Annotated in this window: 20 protein-coding genes and 1 pseudogene; 10 read left to right on the plus strand and 11 right to left on the minus strand. The window is 70.6% G+C overall.

Annotated features, from left to right (window positions below; all coding sequences use genetic code 11):
* Positions 1 to 10 precede the first annotated feature (10 nt).
* The 5 genes from ABZV31_RS15800 to ABZV31_RS15820 form a co-directional block, all read right to left on the minus strand.
* A complete protein-coding gene (locus ABZV31_RS15800; RefSeq protein ID WP_355893474.1) occupies positions 11 to 1468 on the minus strand; it encodes a penicillin-binding transpeptidase domain-containing protein in 1458 nt (485 codons plus the stop codon).
* A 19-nt stretch (positions 1469 to 1487) separates the two neighbouring features.
* Positions 1488 to 2849, minus strand: coding sequence for an FtsW/RodA/SpoVE family cell cycle protein (locus ABZV31_RS15805; protein ID WP_355893477.1), 1362 nt, complete (start codon positions 2847 to 2849; stop codon positions 1488 to 1490).
* A gap of 13 nt (positions 2850 to 2862) precedes the next feature.
* On the minus strand, positions 2863 to 3333 hold the full coding sequence (locus tag ABZV31_RS15810) for an SH3 domain-containing protein (RefSeq protein ID WP_355893480.1): 471 nt from the start codon (positions 3331 to 3333) through the stop codon (positions 2863 to 2865).
* 85 nt (positions 3334 to 3418) lie between these two features.
* Positions 3419 to 4714 (minus strand): HAMP domain-containing sensor histidine kinase, encoded by a 1296-nt coding sequence (locus ABZV31_RS15815; RefSeq protein ID WP_355893483.1) that lies wholly within the window; start codon positions 4712 to 4714, stop codon positions 3419 to 3421.
* Positions 4715 to 5228: 514 nt separating this feature from the next.
* Positions 5229 to 5735, minus strand: coding sequence for a dual specificity protein phosphatase family protein (locus ABZV31_RS15820; RefSeq protein ID WP_355893486.1), 507 nt, complete (start codon positions 5733 to 5735; stop codon positions 5229 to 5231).
* Between the two features lie 97 nt (positions 5736 to 5832).
* Between ABZV31_RS15820 and ABZV31_RS15825 the strand changes: the two genes are divergently transcribed.
* Complete coding sequence (locus ABZV31_RS15825) at positions 5833 to 6636, plus strand: nuclease-related domain-containing protein (RefSeq protein ID WP_355893488.1); 804 nt, start codon at positions 5833 to 5835, stop codon at positions 6634 to 6636.
* A gap of 259 nt (positions 6637 to 6895) precedes the next feature.
* Here ABZV31_RS15825 and ligD read toward each other — a convergent pair whose 3' ends face one another.
* Positions 6896 to 7777, minus strand: coding sequence for a non-homologous end-joining DNA ligase (gene ligD, locus ABZV31_RS15830; protein WP_355893490.1), 882 nt, complete (start codon positions 7775 to 7777; stop codon positions 6896 to 6898).
* Between the two features lie 62 nt (positions 7778 to 7839).
* Here ligD and ABZV31_RS15835 point away from each other — a divergent pair, with 62 nt between their 5' ends.
* Positions 7840 to 8901 (plus strand): Ku protein, encoded by a 1062-nt coding sequence (locus ABZV31_RS15835; RefSeq protein ID WP_355893492.1) that lies wholly within the window; start codon positions 7840 to 7842, stop codon positions 8899 to 8901.
* A 549-nt stretch (positions 8902 to 9450) separates the two neighbouring features.
* Here the strand turns inward: ABZV31_RS15835 and ABZV31_RS15840 are convergent.
* On the minus strand, positions 9451 to 11208 hold the full coding sequence (locus ABZV31_RS15840) for a beta-ketoacyl-[acyl-carrier-protein] synthase family protein (protein WP_355893494.1): 1758 nt from the start codon (positions 11206 to 11208) through the stop codon (positions 9451 to 9453).
* A 626-nt stretch (positions 11209 to 11834) separates the two neighbouring features.
* Between ABZV31_RS15840 and ABZV31_RS15845 the strand changes: the two genes are divergently transcribed.
* From ABZV31_RS15845 to ABZV31_RS15855, 3 genes are read left to right on the plus strand one after another with little or no spacing between them, the layout of a single operon-like run.
* Positions 11835 to 12047 (plus strand): helix-turn-helix domain-containing protein, encoded by a 213-nt coding sequence (locus ABZV31_RS15845; RefSeq protein WP_355893497.1) that lies wholly within the window; start codon positions 11835 to 11837, stop codon positions 12045 to 12047.
* The gene (locus tag ABZV31_RS15850; RefSeq protein WP_355893500.1) at positions 12044 to 12433 is read left to right on the plus strand and encodes a hypothetical protein; all 390 of its coding nucleotides are present in this window, start codon (positions 12044 to 12046) and stop codon (positions 12431 to 12433) included. Before ABZV31_RS15845 ends, ABZV31_RS15850 begins: the two co-directional genes overlap by 4 nt.
* 25 nt (positions 12434 to 12458) lie before the next feature.
* Complete coding sequence (locus ABZV31_RS15855) at positions 12459 to 13451, plus strand: site-specific integrase (protein WP_355893503.1); 993 nt, start codon at positions 12459 to 12461, stop codon at positions 13449 to 13451.
* 360 nt (positions 13452 to 13811) lie between these two features.
* On the opposite strand, the gene ABZV31_RS15860 is transcribed toward ABZV31_RS15855, so the two are convergent.
* From ABZV31_RS15860 to ABZV31_RS15870, 3 genes are read right to left on the minus strand one after another with little or no spacing between them, the layout of a single operon-like run.
* Positions 13812 to 14276: a hypothetical protein gene (locus ABZV31_RS15860; RefSeq protein ID WP_355893506.1), complete on the minus strand. Its 465-nt coding sequence runs from the start codon at positions 14274 to 14276 to the stop codon at positions 13812 to 13814.
* A 2-nt stretch (positions 14277 to 14278) separates the two neighbouring features.
* Positions 14279 to 14776 (minus strand): hypothetical protein, encoded by a 498-nt coding sequence (locus ABZV31_RS15865; protein WP_355893508.1) that lies wholly within the window; start codon positions 14774 to 14776, stop codon positions 14279 to 14281.
* Between the two features lie 28 nt (positions 14777 to 14804).
* Entirely contained in the window at positions 14805 to 16010 is a 1206-nt protein-coding gene (locus ABZV31_RS15870) for a hypothetical protein (protein WP_355893510.1), read from the minus strand.
* Between the two features lie 273 nt (positions 16011 to 16283).
* Here ABZV31_RS15870 and ABZV31_RS15875 point away from each other — a divergent pair.
* A pseudogene (locus ABZV31_RS15875) lies at positions 16284 to 16463 on the plus strand (hypothetical protein); the annotation flags it as partial.
* A gap of 30 nt (positions 16464 to 16493) precedes the next feature.
* Here the strand turns inward: ABZV31_RS15875 and ABZV31_RS15880 are convergent.
* On the minus strand, positions 16494 to 16946 hold the full coding sequence (locus ABZV31_RS15880) for an ATP-binding protein (protein WP_355893513.1): 453 nt from the start codon (positions 16944 to 16946) through the stop codon (positions 16494 to 16496).
* A gap of 214 nt (positions 16947 to 17160) precedes the next feature.
* Between ABZV31_RS15880 and ABZV31_RS15885 the strand changes: the two genes are divergently transcribed.
* The 4 genes from ABZV31_RS15885 (at position 17161) to ABZV31_RS15900 (ending at position 20748) form a co-directional block, all read left to right on the plus strand.
* The gene (locus tag ABZV31_RS15885; RefSeq protein ID WP_355893515.1) at positions 17161 to 17475 is read left to right on the plus strand and encodes an antibiotic biosynthesis monooxygenase; all 315 of its coding nucleotides are present in this window, start codon (positions 17161 to 17163) and stop codon (positions 17473 to 17475) included.
* Positions 17456 to 18694, plus strand: a complete 1239-nt coding sequence (locus tag ABZV31_RS15890; RefSeq protein WP_355893518.1) for a helix-turn-helix transcriptional regulator — start codon at positions 17456 to 17458, stop codon at positions 18692 to 18694. Before ABZV31_RS15885 ends, ABZV31_RS15890 begins: the two co-directional genes overlap by 20 nt.
* 321 nt (positions 18695 to 19015) lie before the next feature.
* Positions 19016 to 19372, plus strand: coding sequence for a hypothetical protein (locus tag ABZV31_RS15895; protein WP_355893521.1), 357 nt, complete (start codon positions 19016 to 19018; stop codon positions 19370 to 19372).
* Positions 19372 to 20748 carry an FtsK/SpoIIIE domain-containing protein gene (locus ABZV31_RS15900; protein ID WP_355893524.1) on the plus strand — a complete coding sequence of 459 codons (1377 nt, stop codon included), beginning with the start codon at positions 19372 to 19374 and terminating at the stop codon, positions 20746 to 20748. Before ABZV31_RS15895 ends, ABZV31_RS15900 begins: the two co-directional genes overlap by 1 nt.
* Positions 20749 to 20782 lie beyond the last annotated feature (34 nt).

Genomic DNA, 20782 nt, shown 5'->3' on the forward strand with positions numbered 1-20782 from the left:
CCGCGCCCGGCTACGAGTGCAGCACCGCCTCCATCACCGCCTTCGCGATCGGCGCCGCGGTCCCGCCCCCGCTGATGTCCCCGCGCCGCGCCGACGCGTCCTCCACCACCACGGCGACCGCGACCTTCGGCGCCACGTCGTCGTCGTCCTGCGCCCAGGCGACGAACCAGGCGTACGGCGTACCGGCGTTGCCGATGCCGTGCTGGGCGGTGCCGGTCTTGCCGCCCACCGTCGCGCCCGGGATCGAGGCGGTCATGCCGGTGCCCTCGGCGACCACGTCCATCATCAGCTCCCTCAGCCGCGTGGCCGTCGTCGGATGCATCACCTGCCGCACCGGCCGGGAGCCGGCCGTGGACACCGTGCCCCCGCTGCTGCGGGTGGTCCGCTCCACCAGGTACGGCGGCCGCACCTGCCCGTCGTCGGCGACCGCCGCCGCCACCATCGCCATCTGCAGCGGCGTGGCCCGTGTGTTGTACTGCCCGATGGACGACAGCGCCAGTTGCGCCCGGTCCACGTGCGAGTCGAACGTGCTCGGCGAGACCGAGAAGGGGATCTTCAGCCCCTTGTCGTTGAAGCCGAAGCCCCGCGCTGTGGTCCCCATGGCGTGCACGCCCATGTCCACGCCCAGTTTCGCGAACACCGTGTTGCACGACCACTCGAAGGCATAGCGAAGGGAGGCGTTCTCGCAGCCGTCGGCCTCGTTCGCCAGGCGCGTGGTCGTGCCGGGCAGGGGGTATGGGTCCGGCGAGTCGGTCGGCGCGTCGAGGTCCGGCACCACGCCCGCGTCCAGTGCGGCCGCCGCGGTGATCACCTTGAAGGTCGAACCCGGCGGATACGTCTGCCGCACCGCCCGGTTGAGCATCGGCTTCTCCGGATCGTCGTTCAGCCGCGCCCAGGCCGCCGTCACCGCCGGCCCGTTCCCGGACAGCTCCGCCGGGTCGTACGACGGGGTGGACACCAGCGCCAGAATCCGGCCCGTCGTCGGCTCGATCGCCGCCACCGCGCCCTTGCGGGGGCCGAGCCCCTCGAACGCGGCCCGCTGGGCTGCCGCGTTGAGGGTGGTGACGACGTTGCCGCCCGGGTTCCGCGCGTGCGTGAGGTCGTTCCACAGGGGGAGCCCCGAGAGCATCGGGTCCGTGCCCGACAGCACCTCGTCCTCGGTGTGCTCCAGGAACGTCGTCCCGTACCGCTGCGAGGCGAACCCGGTGACCGGCGCGTACAACGGCCCGTCCGTGTACGCCCGTTCGTAGCGGAGCTGCTCGCCGCTGTCCTTGGAGCCGGTGACCGGCCGCCCGGCGACCAGGATCTCGCCGCGCGGCTGCTCGTAACGGGCGATGGTGGCACGGCGGTTGGCCGGGTTGTCGTCGTAGGACGGGGCCTGGACGACCTGGAGCCAGGCCGTGTTCACCAGGAGCGCCACCAGCAACAGGACGCAGAAGGCCGCGGCGTGTCGGATGTATCGGGTCAACGGGCGTTCTCCTCACGGGTCATGGGGCCACCTGCCCGTCGTACTCCCGGCGCGCGACATGGCTCACCCGGATCAGCAGCGCCACGATGGCCCAGTTGGTGACGACCGACGAGCCGCCCTGGGCCAGGAACGGCATCGCCATGCCGGTCAGCGGGATCAGGCCCGTCACCCCGCCCGCGATGACGAACACCTGGAGCGCCACGATCGAGGCGAGACCGACCGCGAGGAGCCGGCCGAAGGGGTCCCGCAGGGCGTGGCCCGCCCGGTAGCCGCGCTGGACGAGCAGGGCGTACAGCAGGAAGACGGCGGACAGGCCGGCCAGGCCCAGCTCCTCTCCGGCCGTCGCCAGGATGAAGTCCGACTTGGCTGCGAAGCCGATGAGGATCGAGTGGCCGAGGCCGAGCCCGGTGCCGAGCACCCCGCCCGCCGCGAACGCGAACAGCGACTGGGCCACCTGGTTGGGGCCCTGGCCGGCCTGGATGGACGCGAAGGGGTGCAGCCAGTCCTCGATGCGGCTGTGCACGTGCGGCTCCAGCCAGCCGACGGCGATCGCCCCGAACGCGGCCAGCAGCAGGCCGACCGCGATCCAGCCGGTCCGGCCGGTGGCGACGTACAGCAGGATGATGAACAGGCCGAAGAACAGCAGCGAGGTGCCCAGGTCCCGTTCGAGCACCAGGACGCCGACGCTCAGCAGCCAGATCGCCACCACCGGGCCGAGCACCCGCCCGGTGGGCAGCTGCAGCCGCCACACGCGGCGGCCCGCGTACGCCAGCGCGCTGCGGTTGGCGGCCAGGTACGCGGCGAAGAACACGGCCAGCAGCACCTTCGCGAACTCGCCCGGCTGGATGGAGAACCCGGCGATCCGGATCCAGATGCGGGCGCCGTTCACGGCCGGGAAGAGGATGGGCAGCAAGAGCAGCGCCAGCGCGGCGACGACGCAGACGTAGGCGTAGCGCTGGAGCCACCGGTGGTCGCGCAGCATGAGCACGACGAGGATGAACAGCCCCACCCCCAGCGTGGACCACACCAGCTGGATGGGCGCGGCCCGGTCTCCGGGGGTCTCCAGGTCGAGCCGGTAGATCAGCACCAGGCCCAGCCCGTTGAGCAGCACGCCGATGGGCAGCAGGAGCGGGTCGGCGTACGGCGCCCGCAGGCGGACCGCGCCATGCGCGAGCAGCGCGAGCACGCCGAGCCCGGCGCCGTAACCGGCGGCGCCGGGCGGGACGGTGCCGTACCTCGCCAGGCCGACGGCGCAGTAGCCGTACACGGACAGCAGGACGGCCAGGACGATGAGGGCGAGTTCGACGCCGCGCCGCCGGGGGAGGCGGACGGCGGGCGTGGGCGGGTCCGCCGCTGCCACGGTGGTTCCGACCTTGGTCATGCCCGGAACTTACCTAAAAGAGCCGTCTTGTCTGCCTTGAGGGTCGGCACCAGCGTGGCGCGGGCCCGACGTTGTCGATGTAGCGCGCCGCCTCCCATGCCCAGGCGCCGTCCGCCGGGAGGTACCAGATGCGGTTGCCCTGCGCGTTCTCGCCCGCCGTCTTGCAGTAGATCCAGACGATCTCGCCCTCCCGGGCGTGCCGGATCACCCGGCTGCCGCGGTCCGGCCGGGTGTGCAGGGCCAGGCCTCCCCGCGCCGCGCTGCGGCCCCGGAAGAAGCGTGGGTCGTCGTCACCCCGGTTGTCGCGGACGTCGCCGCGCACGCCGGGACCGTCGGCCCGTTGGCCTGACTCGTCGGGGCGGCCGGTGCCCGGGTCGTCGCCCTGGTCGTCGTCGGCGACGGCGGGCGTGACGGTGGCCGCGGCGACGAGGGCACCGGCGGCGGCCGCCACGGCCAGACGGGAGAGGGAGGAGCGCAGGGGCATGGAGGACCTCCACCTGAGGCAGGGGCGGGCGGGGGGGCGAAGCTGACTGATCGCCACATCAGGAGCGCCGTACGTCGTACGCCCGTCACGCTGCACCATCGGGGACGGCGTCGTCGGCCGGTGCGCACGGAGGCACCGGCGGATGCTGAGGCAGCGTCAGCGTCGCCACAGCCCCGCCGTCCGGCGCGTTGGGGAACTCCAGCCGGGCGCCCAGCACCTCCGCCTGGCCCAGCGCGATCGTCAGCCCGAGCCCGTGCCCCGTCGTGCCGCCCTCCGTACGGAAGCGCTGCGGCCCGTGCTCCACGAGATAGTCCGGGTAGCCGTCGCCGTGGTCCCGCACGGTGACCACCGGCCCGTCCACCGTCAGCACCACCGGCGGCCGCCCGTGCTTGTGCGCGTTGGCGACGAGGTTGCCGATCACCCGCTCCAGCCGCCGCCGGTCGGTCTCCACATACACATCCCGCACGACCCTGACCTTCACGTACGCCCCCGCCGCGCACACCACCCGCTCCGCGAGCGCCCCCAGGTGCTCGGCGTCCAGATCCAGCCGCTCCCGCCCGGCGTCCAGACGGGAGATCTCCAGCAGGTCCTCGGTGAGCGTGCGCAGCGCGGCCACCCGGTCGCGCACCAGCTCCGTCGGGCGACCCGGCGGCAGCAGCTCGGCCGCCGCGTGCAACCCGGTCAGCGGGGTGCGCAGCTCGTGCGCCACGTCCGCGGTGAACCGCTGCTCGGCCAGCAGCTTGCTCTGCAGCGACGACGCCATCGAGTCCAGCGCGGCGGCGACCGCGGCGACCTCGTCCTGCGGGCGCGTCGGGTCCTTCGTCAGGGGGTCGTTCACGCGCGCGTCCAGGTCACCCGCGCTGATCCGCCGCGCCACCCGCGCCGTGGCGTGCAGCCGCCGGGTCACCCGCGTCACCGCGAAGGCGCCGACCAGCAGCGTCGCCCCGATCGCCAGCCCCGACGACCACAGGATCGCCCGGTCCAGCCCGGCGATGGTGCGGGCCTGCTGCGAGTAGTCGACCTCGACGGCCAGCGTCCGCCCGCCGCCGACGGGCCCCGCCGCCCACATCGTCGGCCGCCCGTGGTGCCGGTCGACCATCGTGCCGCGCTCCCCCCTCGCCGCCAGCCGCCGCAGCGGCTCGGGCAGCCCCTCCGGGTCGACACCGGCGCCCGGCAGCAGCGTGTCCCCGGCCTCGAACGCGCTCGTCGCGTCCTTCAGCCGGGACAGCGCCAGGGCGCGGGCCTGCCCGACGGTCTGGTCGGTCACCGAGACGTGCACGAGGACGCCGAGCAGCGCGGCGAGCGCGCAGCACATCACCGTGATGAAGGCCGCGGCCTTCACGGCGAGCGTCCCGGCCCACCGGGGGAGCGCGACCCTCATCGTGGGCTCGCGGAGGGGGGCTCGGCGGGGTGGGACGAGGACTCGGAAGGGCTGGACGAGGACTCGGAGGGTCGGGACGAAGGGCTGGGCGAACGGCGAGGCGATCGCTCGGGGGACCAATGACCTGGTGAAACGATTACTCAGTCGTGTGGCTTGCGGCTGCCCGGCTGCCCGCCTGCCCGGCTGCACGCCTGCCCGGCTGCCCGGCTGCCCGTCTGCCGGCCTGCACGCCTGCCCGTCTGCCGGCCTGCCCGGCTGCCCGTCTGCCGGCCTGCACGCCTGCCCGTCTGCCGGCCTGCACGGCTGCCCGTCTGCCGGCCTGCACGGCTGCCCGTCTGCCGGCCTGCCCGGCTGCCCGTCTGCCGGCCTGCACGGCTGCCCGTCTGCCGGCCTGCCCGGCTGCCCGTCTGCCGGCCTGCACGCCTGCCCGTCTGCCGGCCTGCCCGGCTGCCCGTCTGCCGGCCTGCACGCCTGCCCGTCTGCCGGCCTGCACGGCTGCACGGCTCCTCGGCGGTCACTCCGCCAGTTCCTCCAGCAACCGGGCCGTCGACAGCCCGGCCCGCAGGTAGTCGACGAACAACTCGTTGTGCAGCGCCCAGGGGGAGCGGCGGGCGCGGATCAGCCGGATCGCCTCGTCGGCGGAGCGCCCCCGGCGGATCAGGGCGTGCGCAACGACCAGACCCGAGCGGTTGTACCCGTGGTAGCAGCGGACGAGGACCCGGCGGCCCTCGTCGAGCGCGTCGCAGACGGCCTCGGCCAGCCGCATCACGCCCGCGAGCTGCGTCCCGTCCAGCGGCCCGTCGGGAATCGGCCACACATGGTGCTCGACGCACGGGTCGGGCCCGTGCCCCGGCAGCCTGAGCAGGGTCTGCACAAGATCGAACTCGTCCCGCACGACGGCGAATTCCAGTTGCCCGGAGGGACCATTGAACTCGTGCCCGCCCATCCACAGGCCGGGCACGATCTCGTTCCACGGGCTGTCCGGAGCCGGTACGTCGGGTTGCTTTCTGCGGGTCCGCAACAGCGCCTCCCCAACTCCCCCCAACTGCTCTCAAAGGTAGCCGGGTTCTTGCCCCTGGAGCACCCCGCCTGTTCCCATGGTCATGGGGTGATGGTGCATGAGCGGACTCCGCGTCATACCGGCCTGGCGCCACGGACAGGAACGGCTGTACGTCTGCCACGCCGACGGAAGGAACGTCGCCTGGTACGACCGAGAGGCGGCCCGAGTCAACCTGCTCAGCGAGGATCACAGGGACGACGTGCTGGAGGCGCTGGGCCCCTTCCTGACCGGTCCGGTCATGGTGGGCCCGCCCCCCGTCCCGACCCCCGCGGAGCTGGCCCGCCTCTCCCTCCACCCGGACGACGACCTGGCGCCCAACCGCCCCGGCGAGGCCCTGCTGATCGCCCTCGACCGGGACGCGGGCCCCGCACACCGCCTCCGCCCGGACCCGCGCCGCCGGGCGCTCACGGCCGAGCAGACGGTCGGAGAGGCGCTGGACCGCCTGGACGGTGCGGGCTGGCACGCCCTGCACTCGATCCCGCTGCCCGGCGGGGACCGCATCCACCACCTGGTGATCGGCCCCGGCGGCCTCTTCGCCGTCCACACCCTGTACGCCCGCAAGCAGCGGGTGCTGGTCGCCGACCCCGTGGTCACGCTGGGCCGCCGCGAGGCGCAGCCGCTGCTGCGCCGCGTCCGCGCCGACGCCGACCGCGCCTCCTACGCCCTGACGGCCGAGGTTCACCCGGTCCTGGCCCTCGCCGGCCCCGCCGACCTCCGCGTGACCACCCCGCCCCGCGAGGTCCGCATCCTCCAGGACACGGAGCTGGAGGGCCTGGCCCGGCTGGGGGGTGTGCTGAAGCCGGCGGATGTGGAGGCGCTGCATGCGATGGCCCGGGACCGGCACACGTGGACGCGGGTGTAGGGGGGCGGGGAACTGTGCGCTGGTGCGGGCCTCGCTGGGGAACTGCACCCCCGGACCCCGGCTCCGCGCAAGTGCTGCACCTGGGCTCCCGCCCCTCCGGTCTCTCCTCCCGCCTCTCCTGCCTCTCACGCTCCTCCTGTCCCTCCCGGCCCGCGGGCAGTAGCCCCCCGGGGCGGAACGGGTGGGCGCGGGTGGCCCGGTGACGCTGGGGTGCGCGGGCGGCCCCGGTGACGCCGGGTTGCGCGGGCGCACGTGATGTTCAGGGCAAGGGGCGGGCACGTTCGACGTCCAGCAGCGGCGCCAGCAGATCGCCGTAGTCCTGAAGCCGGGGAACGATGTCCGAAGCCATGAATTCCAACCGCTCCGGCACCCGGCACTCCTCCACCTCCTCCCACGTCACCGGCGCCGAAACCATCGGCTCGGCCCGCGCCCGCAGGGTGTAGGGCGCCGCCGTCGTCTTGCGCGCGGCGTTCTGACTCCAGTCGACGAACACCTTCCCCGGCCGCAGACTCCGCGTCATCCGGTGCAGAACCAGCCGCGGCATCGCCCGCTCCGCCTCCACGGCCAGCCCCTTCGCGTACTCCGTCGTCCGCTCACTGGACGCCGCCCGCACCTCGGCCAGCAAATGCAACCCCTTCGACCCGGACGTCTTCGCGTACGCCTCGATCCCGTCCGCCGCGAGCCGCTCCCGCAGCCACACCGCCACCCGGCAGCACTCCACCACGGTCGTCGGCGGCCCGGGATCGAGGTCGAACACCAGCCGGTCCGCCTCCCCCGGCGCCCCGATCACCCACTGCGGCGTATGGAACTCGGTCACCAGATTCGCCGCCCACATCAGACTCGGCAGGTCCTGCACCAGCACCATCCGCGCCGGCCCCTCCGACCGCGGCACCTCGGCGGTGGTGACCCACTCGGGCGTACCGGGCGGCACGTTCTTGACGAAGAACACCTGGCCGTCGGGCCCGTCCGGGTACCGCAGGAAGGACAGCGGCCGGTCCCTCAGATGGGGCAGCAGGGCGTCGGCGATCGTCGCGTAGTAGTGCAGCATCTCGCCCTTGGTGAAGCCGGTCGCCGGATACAGCACCTTCTCCAGATTGCTGAGCGTGAGCCGTCGTCCCTCCACCTCTGTGATCGGCGTCATACGATGAGAATCCCACGAAAATCGCCACAAACCGTCCGACATATATCCGGAAGGTGCTGCACGTGCGATCCATTTGGAACGGCGCCATCTCGTTCGGCCTGGTCAACATCCCGATCAAGCTGGTGAACGCCACCGAGAGCCACACCATCTCCTTCCGCCAGATCCACCTGGAGGACGGCGGCCGCATCCGCTACCGCAAGTTCTGCGAGCTGGAGGACCGCGAGGTCACCCAGGCGGAGATCGGCAAGGGCTACGAGGACGCCGACGGCACCGTCATCCCGATCACCGACGAGGACCTGGCCCACCTGCCGCTCCCTACCGCGAAGACGATCGACATCGTGGCCTTCGTCCCGGCCGACCGGATCGATCCCCTCCAGATGGAGAACGCGTACTACCTCGCCGCGAGCAGCACCCCCGCCGCCAAGCCGTACACGCTGCTGCGCGAGACCCTCAAGCGCAGCCAGAAGATCGCGATCGCGAAGTTCGCCCTGCGCGGCCGCGAGCGCCTGGGCATGCTGCGCGTGGTGGACGACGTCATCGCGATGCACGGCCTGCTGTGGCCGGACGAGATCCGCGCCCCGGAGGGCGTCGTCCCGGACGCCAACGTCACCGTCCGTGACAAGGAGCTCGACCTCGCGGACGCCCTGATGGACACCCTCGGCGAGGTGGACCTCGATGACCTGCACGACGAGTACCGCGAGGCCCTGGAGGAGGTCATCGCGGCAAAGGCCGCCGGCGAGGCACCCCCCCAGGCCCCCGAACCCGCCCGCGGTGGAAAGGTCCTCGACCTGACGGCCGCCCTGGAGAAGAGCGTCCGAGCGGCCAGGCAGTCCCGGGGCGAGGAGGTGGGGGAGCAGGCCGAGGCGGCCGAGGAAGCCGAGGTCAGACACCTCCCACGACGCAAGTCGACGCGCGCCGCCCCCAAGGAGGCGGCCGGCGAGAAGTCGACGTCCACGGCGAAGAAGACGGCAGCGAAGAAGTCGACGGCATCGGCAAAGACGTCGACGTCCAAGTCGGCACAGGGCGCGAAGAAGACCGCGTCGAGCAGCAGGACGACGGCCAAGAAGACCCCGGCAAAGAAGACCCCGGCAAAGAAGACGGCAGCCCGCAAGCGGACGGCTTGAGGAGCGCTTGGCTGCTCCCTGTTCGTTCCCCGGGTGCCTTGCGAGGGGGCTTGCCGTCTTCCCCGCCGCACTTTCTGCCGCGCGGCCCTTTCTTCCTCGTGGCACTCTCTGGTCCGCGGCGCCCTCTTCCCGCCGCACTCTCTTCTCCGCGCAACGGCGCTCGCTCACGGCGGCGCTCGCCCGCGACGGCGCTCGCCCGCGGCGGCGCTCGCTCACGGCGGCGCTCGCTCACGGCGGCGCTCGCTCACGGCGGCGCTCGCCCGCGGCGGCGCTCGCCCGCGGCGGTGCTCGCCCGCGGCGGTGCTCGCCCGCGGCGGCGCTCGCTCACGGCGGCGCTCGCCCGCGGCGGTGCTCGCCCGCCGCGGCGCTCGCTCACGGCGGCGCTCGCCCGCGGCGGCGCTCGCTCACGGCGGCGCTCGCCCGCGGCGGCGCTCGCCCACGGCGGCGCTCGCCCGCAACGGCGCTCACCCAAGGCGGCGGAGCCCGGCGGTGCCGAACCGACCGCAAGCCCCCAAGGCGTTCGTCGGCTGCCGGCCGCGGCGTTGCGGCCTACCGAACGCGCCGCAGCGCCAGCACCGCGTTGTGCCCGCCGAAGCCGAACGAGTTGCTCAGCACAAGATCCCCGTCGCCGGGCAACGCACGCGGCGCCCCCGTCACCACGTCCAGCCCGATCTCCTCGTCGACCTCCGTGCACCCCACGGTCGGCGGCACCACCCCGTGGTGCAGGGTGAGCACGGCCGCAACGGCCTCGACACCCCCGGCGGCCCCCTGCAGATGCCCGAGGTGTCCCTTGAGCGCGGTCACCGGCACGTCCCGCTGCCCGAGCACGGGCCGCAACGCCCCCGCCTCGGCCAGATCCCCCTCCACGGTGGCCATGGCATGCGCATTGACGTGAACGACTTCCACGACATGCCCCGCGGCATCCCGCACCGCCCGCCGCAGCGCCACCGCGACCCCGCTGCCCGTCGGATCGGGCGCGGCCATGTGATGCGCGTCGGCGGACAGTTCCCATCCGGCGGCCTCGCAGTAGATCCGGGCCCCACGCGCCCGGGCATGCTCCTCGGCCTCGAGTACGAGCAGCCCGGCCCCCTCCCCGTTGACGAACCCGTCACGATCCTTGGCGAAGGGCCGCGACGGCGAGGAACTGTCCTCGAGCCCGAGGTCGGACAGGGCCCGCATGGCCGCAAACGAGGCCATGATCGCCGGTGTGACGACGGCCTCCGCCCCACCCGCGAGGGCGACGTCGACGCGGCCGTACCGTATGCGGTCGATGGCCTGCCCGATCGCCTCGGTCCCGGAGGCGTAGGCACTGGTCACGGTGCGGGCCTCACCGGTGATGTGCAGGTCGAGTGAGACCTGGGAAGCGGCCTGCGAGGGCACGGTCATGGGCCTGGTGAGCGGCGACACGGCCCGCGGCCCCTTGTCCCGCAGCTTCCGGTCCCCGCCGACCAGCACGGAGGCATCCCCGAGGATGGCCCCCAGACTGACCCCCACCCGCTCGGGATCAAGCCCGCTCTCCCGGGTGCCGCCCTCCGCGAACCCGGCATCGGCCCAGGCCTCCCGGGCGGCCAGCACGGCGAACTGTGCGGCCCGGTTCATCCGCCGAGCAGCCGGCCGCGGCAGCAACTCCCCGGGATCCACCGGCACGACCCCGGCCACCCGCACGGGCAGCCCGTCGAACTCCCCTCCCTCCAACTCCCTTATGCCATGCCGCCCGTCGAGCAACCCCTGCCACAACTCGCCCACGCCGACACCGAGCGGCGTCACAGTCCCGAGCCCGGTGACGACGACTCGCCGCGGCGCCGGGACGGAGGCCTCCCGCACGGGGCGCGGCCGATGCCGTACGACGTACCCCTCCCGATCGGCCTCCTCGGCCCACCGCCGCACCTCGGCATCGGAGAGGGTCTCACCGCTTCCTTCGTCGAGATCCCGATGCCACACCCCCCACCGCCGCACATACGTCACCTCGACGCCCTCCGGATCCACGGCCCGCAGCCGGCTCACGCGGTCCCCGTCCCGGAACACGACCCCGTCGAGCCGCAGCGACGACACCAGCGGAACGCCCCCCACATCCAACCGCCGACAGGCGAGGGTCACCCGCCGCTGCCGCTCCAGGACCTCGTCGCGGTCCACCCCGCCGAGCGGTGGCCGCAGCGTCACCCGAATCGTCTCGGGGGACTCGGGCAGGGTGTGCATCACGACACGCCACCGCTGCCGCTCCACGTCCTCCTGGGACAGGGCGACCAGGTCGCCGGGGATGACCTCGGCGGCGCTCACGACGTGGGGAGTGATGGGGACTTCTGGCATCTCGGATGAATGGGATATATCCGTTACAGCTTCCTGTGACGCGAACTGCCATATGGCAGACCACCTCAAGTGAACGGAACGAAGGTTAGAAAGGCCATGGGGCTAGATAAGCCTCCCAAACAGGACGCATGTACGAATACCCTCAACCGCCCTGATATGCCTCATGGTTGAGCGGGTGACCCCGAAGTCCCGTGCGGCATGTCACGTCAACGGCTGTGCGGTGGCTTGCGTTGTTAATCCGATTCGCCCAGATCGTCCTCGTCCAGTCCGTGAGCGGCCATCAGGTCCGCGGCCTCACGCTGCGCGTGCTCCAGGGGAGAACGCGGACAACGGCACGAACTCCCCGACCGGCCCAACGGCCATCCACCGCTTCAGCCGGGTGCTCTGATAGTCGTTGCCGTTGCGCGCGTCGAACCGGGCGGCGATCCCCAGCGCCCGCTCCCGGAGCTCACCAGCGAGGGCGGCGACGCGGGTGTCGACAGATGGCGCTCGATCAGATCGAGGCCGCGGCCGGCGTTGGGCCGACCACCCCACGGTCACGGTCGGCGAGTGGCGTTACGCGGGGCGTGGCTACTCGCCGGAAGCGGCTCTCCTGGCTGCCTCGGTGCGGGAGGGCGGTGGTGTCCATGGCGCGTGACAGCGGTGCCAAGTCGGCTGAACTGCTCACGGTCCGGCAGGTGCTTGACGAACTGGGCGGTATCTCCCGACGCACCTTCTACCGCTGGCGGGAACTGCGCCTCGCTCCGGCCTGCATCCGCCTGCCGAACGGTGAGCTTCGCGTTCGCCGTGACGTGCTCAACGACTGGTTGCAGGAGCGTGCAGAGAGGGTGGCGTCGTGAAGTCGTACAAGGTCGTCATCTGGAAGCTCAGCATCAACCGCTCTGCGAAGAAACCGACGTACCTCGTCCGCTGGTCCGTGGACGGCGAACCCTTCCACGAGTCGCACAAGACGAAGGCGCTGGCCGACGGCTTCCGCGCGAAGCTGCTTCGGGCGGCGGACAAGGGCGAGCCATTCGACACCGTTACCGGCCTGCCGGACTCATTACGCGGTGGCAAAGCGGCCTTGTCGTTTCTGGGCCTGGCACTCAAGTACATCGATGCCCGGTGGGCGGAAGCCTCGGCAAAGCAGCGCGACAGCATGACCGACGCCCTGGCGACCGTCCTGCCCGCACTGGTCAAGCCCCGCACTGGTCAAGCCGGTCCGCGGCCGACCTGCCCCGGCTGACCTCAGGCGGGCACTGCGCTCCTACGTGCTGCCTCCGCCTCGGCGGGAGCGCGAGCGGCCCGAGGAGATCGCGTCGGCGGCGAAGTGGATCGAGAAAGCCTCGCTGCCGGTGGCGGAACTCCAGGAGATCACCCGCGCGCACAACCTGATCGACGCACTCACACAGAAGCTCGACGGCAAGCCTGCGGCCACGCAGACCTACCGCCGGCGCCGTGCGGTGGTCTTCAACACCCTTGAGTACGCCGTGGAGTTGGAGATGCTGCCCTCGAACCCTCTGAGCCGAGTTCGGCGCAAGCGGGGGAAGCGGGCCGTGCAGGAAGTCGACCGCCGAGTGGTGGTCAATCCTCGGCAGGCGCGGGAGTTGTTGGCGGCGATCACGTACGTCGGTGGCTATGAGCGGGCGAGTGGTCGACGGCTGAGGGCGTTCTTCGGCTGCCTGTACTACGCCGCTATGCGGCCCGGTGAGGCGCTGGGCCTGCGTCTCTCGGACTGCACGCTCCCGGAGAAGGGCTGGGGCCGGATCGACCTCGTGGAGACCCGACCCACCGCCGGGAAGGCGTGGACCGACTCCGGCGAGGCGCACGACCGGCGCGGTCTGAAACAGCGGGCGGACGGCGAGGTACGCATCGTGCCGATACCGCCCCCGCTCGTGCGGATGCTCCAGGACCACGTCAAGGAGTTCGGCACGGCGGAGGACGGCCGGCTGTTCGCCAGCGAGCGGGGCAACGTCGTGGCTGCTTCGTCGTACTCGCGTGCGTGGAAGCGAGCCCGAAGGTTGGCGTTCCCGCCCGAACAGGCCTCGTCCGTTCTGGCGGCTCGGCCGTACGACCTGCGGCACGCGGGTGTCTCCCAGTGGCTCAACTCAGGCGTTCCCGCGCCGGAGGTGGCCGCTCGCGCCGGTCACTCGGTGGACGTGCTGCTTAAGACCTACGCGAAATGCGTCGACGGCCAAGAGCAGGAGATGAATGACCGCATCATGCAGGGGCTCGGGGAGAGCGACGACGTCGTTGCGGAGTGACGCAACGGTAGAAGACATCGCTTCCTTTGGCTCTGGCGGTCATTGGTCAGTTCATGGCAGACCTGCTGGAACGACTGATGCCGGAGGAGTGTGCGTGTAGTTCCGGCGGGTGGTGCAGCGCCCCGACCCATGAGCGGGGAACAAGGGCGCTGCACGATCCTCACTCAGGGTGACCTTCCTGCTACCCTCGGTCCGCGCAACCTCCGGGTCGCAGGCCGATGCCGAGCAGCCATCGGTGCCACGTACTGCCGAGCCCCTTGCCGTCCGCAGTGACAGCCGCGCGTCCAGGGTCAAGCTCAGGCCACTACTGGCTCGGCAGAAGCTCTTGCACTTGCCTGGCCAGCCCACTGGTACTTCCGATCAGAGCTTGAACACTCCCCGCCAGGTCCATCCGGCGCTGAGAACCACGTTCTGCAGGGGGTCTGTCATCTCTCGTGTATCGAAGCGGAACGCCTCGACCTTGCGCCGTTTGCCGTCGGGGCCCTGCTCGGTCTCCCACTGCCGGTATACCGCGGGTGCGTGGCCACGTCCGTACTGAGCGTTGGCATTGTCAGACGAACGGTTCTCCCACCGCTCGTGGAGGAAACGAACCTCTTGCTTGTCCGGGATCAGTCGCATCCTCGTCTTGAGGCGCACGCCCACCCTTCGAACTTCGCATTCCGCCACCAGGTCGGCTTTCTCGGCAGGGAGAGCGTTGCGCACGCGGTACGGCGCATCCGGCCCGTTGAGCGCGAGCAGCGCGGCTCGGACCTCCATGTGCGGCAGCGGTCCGACACGGTCGTCGGGATACTTGGTGCCGGTCAGCTTGTTCCAAAGACGGCCCATCGCTATGCCCCCGCCCCGGTGTCCGGGCGAATCGTGCGGACGAAGGCCTGAAAGTCTCCCAGGACGGCGTCATGCTGGGCCGCGGTGGCGGTCAGAGCCAACCGGATCACCGCACGCTTGTGTGGGTCCTCGACGTCCGACAGGGACAAGTGCACCTGTGACTGGACGAGGTCGCGGCGCGCGCCGTCGACGACAGGGGAGAAGGTCAGCCGCTGGGTCAGGGCGGGCGCATCGGCGGAGCCAACTTCGCGGCGGTGAGCCACTACCACCGACTCGGCGACCTCGCGTAGGCGCTCCACCGACTCATCCGCGAGGTCGGCCAGCGTCGAGACGTCCGGCGGCACCTCGCCGTCGATGGTGATGTTTGCGGCGAACCCGGCATCCGGCTGCGGGTGCACCGCAGCGAAGGCCACGCCCGCGGCGTCGAACTCTTCCGGGTAAGCCGGGAGCCAGCCCTCTGGCAACCGGAACTCGATGGGCATGGGCAATGTCGTTGGCATTTCGGGCCCTCCTTCCAGGGGGAGTAGATCAGAACCAGTTGGTGACGCTGTCCTTGACGGAGCTGATGCCGTCGCCGACCGCGTCGGCCGCATCACCCACTGCGTCGGCCGCGTCGCCGACGGTCTTGCTCAGTTTGTCCGGATCGACAGTGATCTCGAATCCCGCTGCGCCGCCGAGGATGGGGGAGACGCCGGCCTTACCGCCGAGGTGGAACTTGCCGTCGTCGTCTTTTTTGTAGCCCCACCAGGCCTCCGCACCGGGACCGGCCCACCCCTCGGCCGTCGCGCCGAAACCGATGCCGGCGACTTCCCCACCTCCGGCGACACTGCCCTTCGCCCCGGCGAACGCCTTCGCGCCGACGGTGAACTCGTCTTTGGTCGCCTTGGCGTTGACCCCTGCCTCGGCACCTGCGAATCCGTCGGCCCTCCCGTAGACACCGGCGTAGGGTCCGTACTCGGCCCGACCTTCGGTCAACGCCCGTAGTCCTGCGGAGGCCTCGGCCTTGCCGACGACGCCCTTGTTGTTGAATCCGTAGTTCGCGGTGGCTCTGGCTCCTCCATAGCCGTCGGCGATCCCGGCGAGCTTCCAGTCTCCGTTGGTCAGCGTCCCTGTCGCGGTCGCGTGGAAGAGGTCGGCGTACGCCTTGACCGATCCCTCCTTGCCGTACTTGGGGTCGGTGGTGACGGAGAAGCCGGCACCGGGCCCGGTCAGCTTGAGTTTGCCCTCCGAGTCCCACCCGTCGGTCTTAGTGCCGACGGACTTCTGGCCCGTGTACTTGTCGACCTCGCCCTGGGCCTGGCCGTTGAAACCGGTCAATGTGCCATCACTGATGTCTCCGTCGACCACCACGGCCTGCAACGCGGTCTGGACGTCCTGGTCGGCGTCACCCACGTCCTTCACACGCTGATCGATGAGCTGCTGCCAGGAGCTGACGGACTTGCGGACGCTGTCCTGATAGTCGGGGTCGTGGACCCAGGCGGTGCGCCCGGCCTGGCTCAGCTTCTCGGTGTCGAAGGACACCAGTCCCTGGTCGGACACCTTCATGCCCGCTTCGACAGCGTCCTTGCGGGTCGATTCGAGCTTGCCGCGCAGGCTCGCAAACTGCGTGTGCGCATCACGGAGCAGGGAAGCGATGGCTTTCGCCTCGATCTGGGCCTTCTGAAACTCCTTCAGTGTGATGTCGAAGCGCTTGTTGGCGGCTTCCGCGCTCAGGCCCGTCCAGGTCTGCCCCATGGATATGCCGTGCACGTCCCGCTTGTAGCCACTTCCTGCTTATGGAACTCCTTCGCCATGCTGTCCCAGCGTTCGGCGGCCGTGGTGAGCGTTGACAGATCGGTCGTCATGATCTCGTGGTACGTCGGCATGGGTCCCCCGTTGGGTGATGCGATGGCGTAGCCCGGCGGTGGTGGGGCAGCGGTCAGAACCCGTCGAGCGACGATGACTTGCGCACCCCGGACCCGACTTCCACATCGGTCCCCGTCAGCAGTGTGTTGGTGCTCCGCAGTGCAAGGGCCGCTGACCTGCCAGGAGATGGCCGCCTTGTTCGGCATGGACGTGGTGCCGGCGAGGGTGGAGGCATTGCGGTCGAAGGCGAAACGCCTGGTCGCGCGCGGCTGGCTGGCCGAGCCCGCGCCGGGCCGGTTCACCCTCGCGCCGGGCGTGGTCTCGCCAGGCGGCGGGTCATGAGCCACCAGTAGCCGCGTCGGGGCTTGTCCATCAGCACGGGCGGTCTCCGGGGTGAGTGTCCGCGGAGAGCTCCGTGGTGACCGCACGGCTGCTGCGGCTTGCCGGGATGCGGAGTTCGGCGGTGACGGTACGGCCGGAGTTGTCGCCCTGGATCACGACGTTGTCGGCGAGGGCGGCGACCATGCCGAGTCCTCGGCCGTGGGTGGTGTTGGGGGATGGATGCTGGACTTCGGGTGTGGTCTTGGCGTCTCCCGAGTCGGTCACTGCGATGGCGATGGCCAGTTCGGAGACGGTGAGTGTGACGTGGAAGGTGCCGGCGGTGTCGCCGCTGACGGTGTGCATAAGGGCGTTGGTGCCGAGTTCGGTCACGATCAGCGCGGCGTCGTTGGAGTGGGGGTGGCCGTCCAGCGCGGCTCGGGTCCAGCTGCGCGCGGCGCGGAGTTCTCGGGGATGTCCAGGGAAGGTGCGTCGGTGGGTGGGCATGGAGTCCTCCATGGCGGGTGACCTGCTGCCTTCTGTGCCAGCCGTGCCGACTGGCTGACACGGACCATGCAGAGCCGTACAATTAGTACTAGCACCGTACCGAATGTGCGCGCACCTGGAGTGCGGGTTCGTACTTTTCGTGCGGGCGGCCGGCGCATAGCGTTCGCCGTGCGGTCTGGTGCTGACCTGGATGCCGATGAAGAGAGGACCTCGCATGTTCGGACTGTTTGTGCGCTTCACCTGCAAGGACGAAGCGGCGGCGGCTGCGTTCGATGACCTCGTGGCGCGGACTGGTGAGCAGATCCGTGCGAACGAGCCCGGCACGGTGATCTACGCCGTACACCGAGTTGACGGCCGTCCGCTGGAGCGCGTGTTCTACGAGCTCTACCGGGACAAGGACGCCTTCGAAGAGCACGAGTCGAAGGACTACGTGCGGGCCTTCCTCTCTGAGCGGGACCGGTACCTCTCGGCCACGGAGGTTGATCGCCTGGACTTCGTGTCCGGCAAGGGTGTGGACGTTGAGCACTGAGTATCAGAAGGCGCTCGGACGCAAGATCGCCTTCAATCGCAAGCGCCGGGGGCTGTCACAGAAGGAGTTCGCCGGCCTGCTGGGGCGCTCGGAAGCATGGGTGTCCCAGGTGGAGCGGGGCGTACGCCGCGTCGACCGGATGACCGTGCTGGAGAAGGTCGCCGACGTCCTTGAGGTTCCGGTCGCCGAGCTGGCGGCCGAGGCCCCCATCGTGGCGTCGGTGGCCGAAGTTGAACCGCCCGGGGCGAGCCGGCTGCGGCTGGTGCTGAGCGCCGCGCACTCACTGAAGGCGGTTCTCGGTCAGCAGAACGCTTCTCCTGATATCCCGGCGTTGCGCGCCGAGGTCGACCGCGCCTGGTCGCTCACGCATCAGGGCAACTATGCCGACCTGGCCGAGCTGCTCGAAGGGCTGGTTCCTCGGCTTGAGTCGGCCACCCGCTCGGTTCCCGAGGCAGAGCGTCCGGAATTGTTCCGGTTGCTGGCGGTCATGTATCACACGTGCAGTGGCGCGCTCGCGAACATGGGCGAGCCCGAGGCGGCCTGGATCGCCGTCGACCGTTCCGTGGTCGCTGCAGAGCGGGCGAATGATCCGTTGCTGATGGCGGCCGGTGAGTTCCGTTTGTCGCTTGTCTTTCTCGGCGCCCGTCACTTCGAGCAGGCGGCCCAGGTGTCCGGGAGTGCGGCTGACGCGCTGCGGCCTCTGGCGGAGTCGGGGCAGGCCGAGGCGGTGGCGCTGCGTGGCGCACTGACATTGCAACGGGCGGTCGCTGCTGCTCGGTTGAACCTGGCCGATGACGCGTACGGGTATCTCCGCGAGGCTCGTGAGATGGCTGAGCAGGTCGGTGATGGGCGCAACGACTACAACACCGAGTTCGGGCCGACCAACGTCGGCTTGCACGAGGTGGCTGTCGCGGTCGACCTGGGGGACGCCGGAGTTGCTCTGCGGGCTGCGCATGCCGTCGACGAGTCGGGGCTGTCCGCGGAACGGCAGACGCGTTTTCAGATCGATGTTGCCAGGGCCTATGCCCAGCGCCGGCAGGTCGCTGACGCAGTCTCAGCCCTGTTGAGAGCACGCGAGCTGTCGCCTGAGATGGTGCGGGCCCTGCCGATGGTGAAGCAGCTCGCAGCGGACTTGCTGACCATGGCCCAGCCGCCCTCTGGGGAACTTCGCACCCTTGCGGCGGAGTTGGGCGTACACGAAGTACGGACTGGTACCTGAAGTACTAGACAGTACTTGGAGTACGGATTACTGTGGTTGGTGTCGGCGCACCCCTTCGCGTCCAGCGGAGTGGGTCGTGCGGACATGCGAACGGGCCGGAGCAGGAAGGCAGACCTGCACCGGTGCGTAAGCGGAAGGGCCACGAAAAAGACATGTGGCCTGAGCGGGAGGCAGCCCACTCAGGCCGGGTGCGTCTTTGGCATCAACGCTCTTGGCGCGTATCGCGCCCAGCCGGTATGAGGTCAACCTCCCGTTGCGTGGTCATTCGTCACTGAATGCGGCCGTACGCGTGTGCGGCGCAACGCAAGGGAGAGCAGTTCTGTGCGTGTAATCCGTGTGGAGACTTCGGCCGCCACGATCCTGTTGACCGAAGCTCCGGAACCCAAGGTTCGGGACCGTCAGACCGGGGAGATCGCCAAGGACGCCGTCAGCGGTGAGGCGCTGATGACGATCGGAGCGGTCTACATCGAGGACGGCGAGTCTTCGCTGATCAAGGTCACCGTTCCGGAAAGCGGCATCACCGAGGGCCTGACTCTCGGTGCTCCGGTCTCGCTGCCGGGTCTGGTGGCGCGGCCGTGGGAGACCGTGTTCAACGGTCAGCAGCGGCACGGCATCGCCTTTCGTGCTGCCGCTGTCACACCGGCCGCCTTCCCGGCCCCGGTCGAGGCCTCGGCCTGATGCCGGACTGGTTGACGCTGCTGGAGGTAGGTGGTCCCCTCGCCGGGCTCGGTGGCGGGGCCGCCTACACCCGGGCTCGTCACCCGGGCGTCTACTGGTCCACGGTCGGCCTGCCGATATCGACGGCCCGGCTCCTCGGCTCGTACGGCTCCGTCATGGAGGCATGCGGCCTGACTGTCCAGCCTTCGCGGCTGCGGGCTCTGGCAGTCAAGACGACGACTCGCCGTGAGATCCGGCCGGTGCCTCCTCGCCGGGGAGTCATCCGGCCCACCTCGACGGGCCTGCGACTTCGGCTTCGGCTGGCTCCAGGGCAGGAGCCGGCGGATGTCGCCGCCTCGGCGGAGCGGCTGCGGCATGCCTGGGGCGTTCACGCCGTGTACGTCAGGGACGTGAAGCCGGGTATGGTGGAACTGCGGCTCGTCGGCTTCGACGTGCTGCGCAACGTCCGGATGCCCAGGAAGGCGGGTGGCGGACTCCTCAAGGTGCAGGTGGCCTTGAGGGAGGACGCGATGGCCTTCGTACGGGACTACCGGACCATCCCGCATCAGCTCACCCTCGGCGCGACGCTGTCGGGGAAGTCCATGTACCTGCGCCACCTGGTCACCGGGCTGGCACAGCAGCCGGTCGCGCTGGTCGGGATCGACTGCAAGCGGGGTGTGGAACTGGCCCCCTTCGCCCCGCGTCTGTCGGCGCTGGCGACCGATCCCGAGCAGGCGGCCGAGCTCCTGCCGGTCCTAGTGAAGGAGATGGAAGACCGGTACGACCTGATCAAGGCACGGCAGGGGATTGCGCCCGGCACCCGGGACGAGGAGATCACCTCCGACATCTGGGGCCTGCCCGCGGACGAACGCCCGGTACCCGTTGTGCTGTTCGTCGACGAGGTGGCCGAACTCTTCCTCGTCGCCACGCGCAAGGACGAGGAACGGCGCGACGAGATGGTCACACAGCTCATCCGGCTCGCCCAACTCGGCCGTGCCGCCGGTATTTACCTGGAGGTCTGCGGGCAGCGCTTCGGCGCCGAGCTGGGCAAGGGCGCGACCATGCTGCGGGCCCAGTTGACCGGCCGGGTCTGCCATCGCGTCAACGACGAGGCCTCCGCCAAGATGGCGCTGGGCGACATCGCCCCCGAAGCGGTCTACGCCGCCTGCGCCATCGCCCCTGAACGGCCTGGCCTGGCCGTGGCCGGTGACACCTCCGGCGGCTGGTCCCGCATCCGTACGCCGTTCCTGTCCCTCGCCGATGCTGCTGACATCTGCTGGGAATCGGCTCGCCTGGTGCCGGACCTGCCCGCGCTCGAACCCTTCCGGCCCGCGGTGCCGCTCGGGCCGACCGATGCCCCGGCACCGCTGCTCAAGCCAGTCCCGCTCGCCGAGTAGCCGCTCACCACGCCCCAACGGCCGGCACGTCCGT

Source organism: Streptomyces sp. NPDC005202 (assembly GCF_040608235.1).
Classification (GTDB): Bacteria; Actinomycetota; Actinomycetes; order Streptomycetales; family Streptomycetaceae; genus Streptomyces.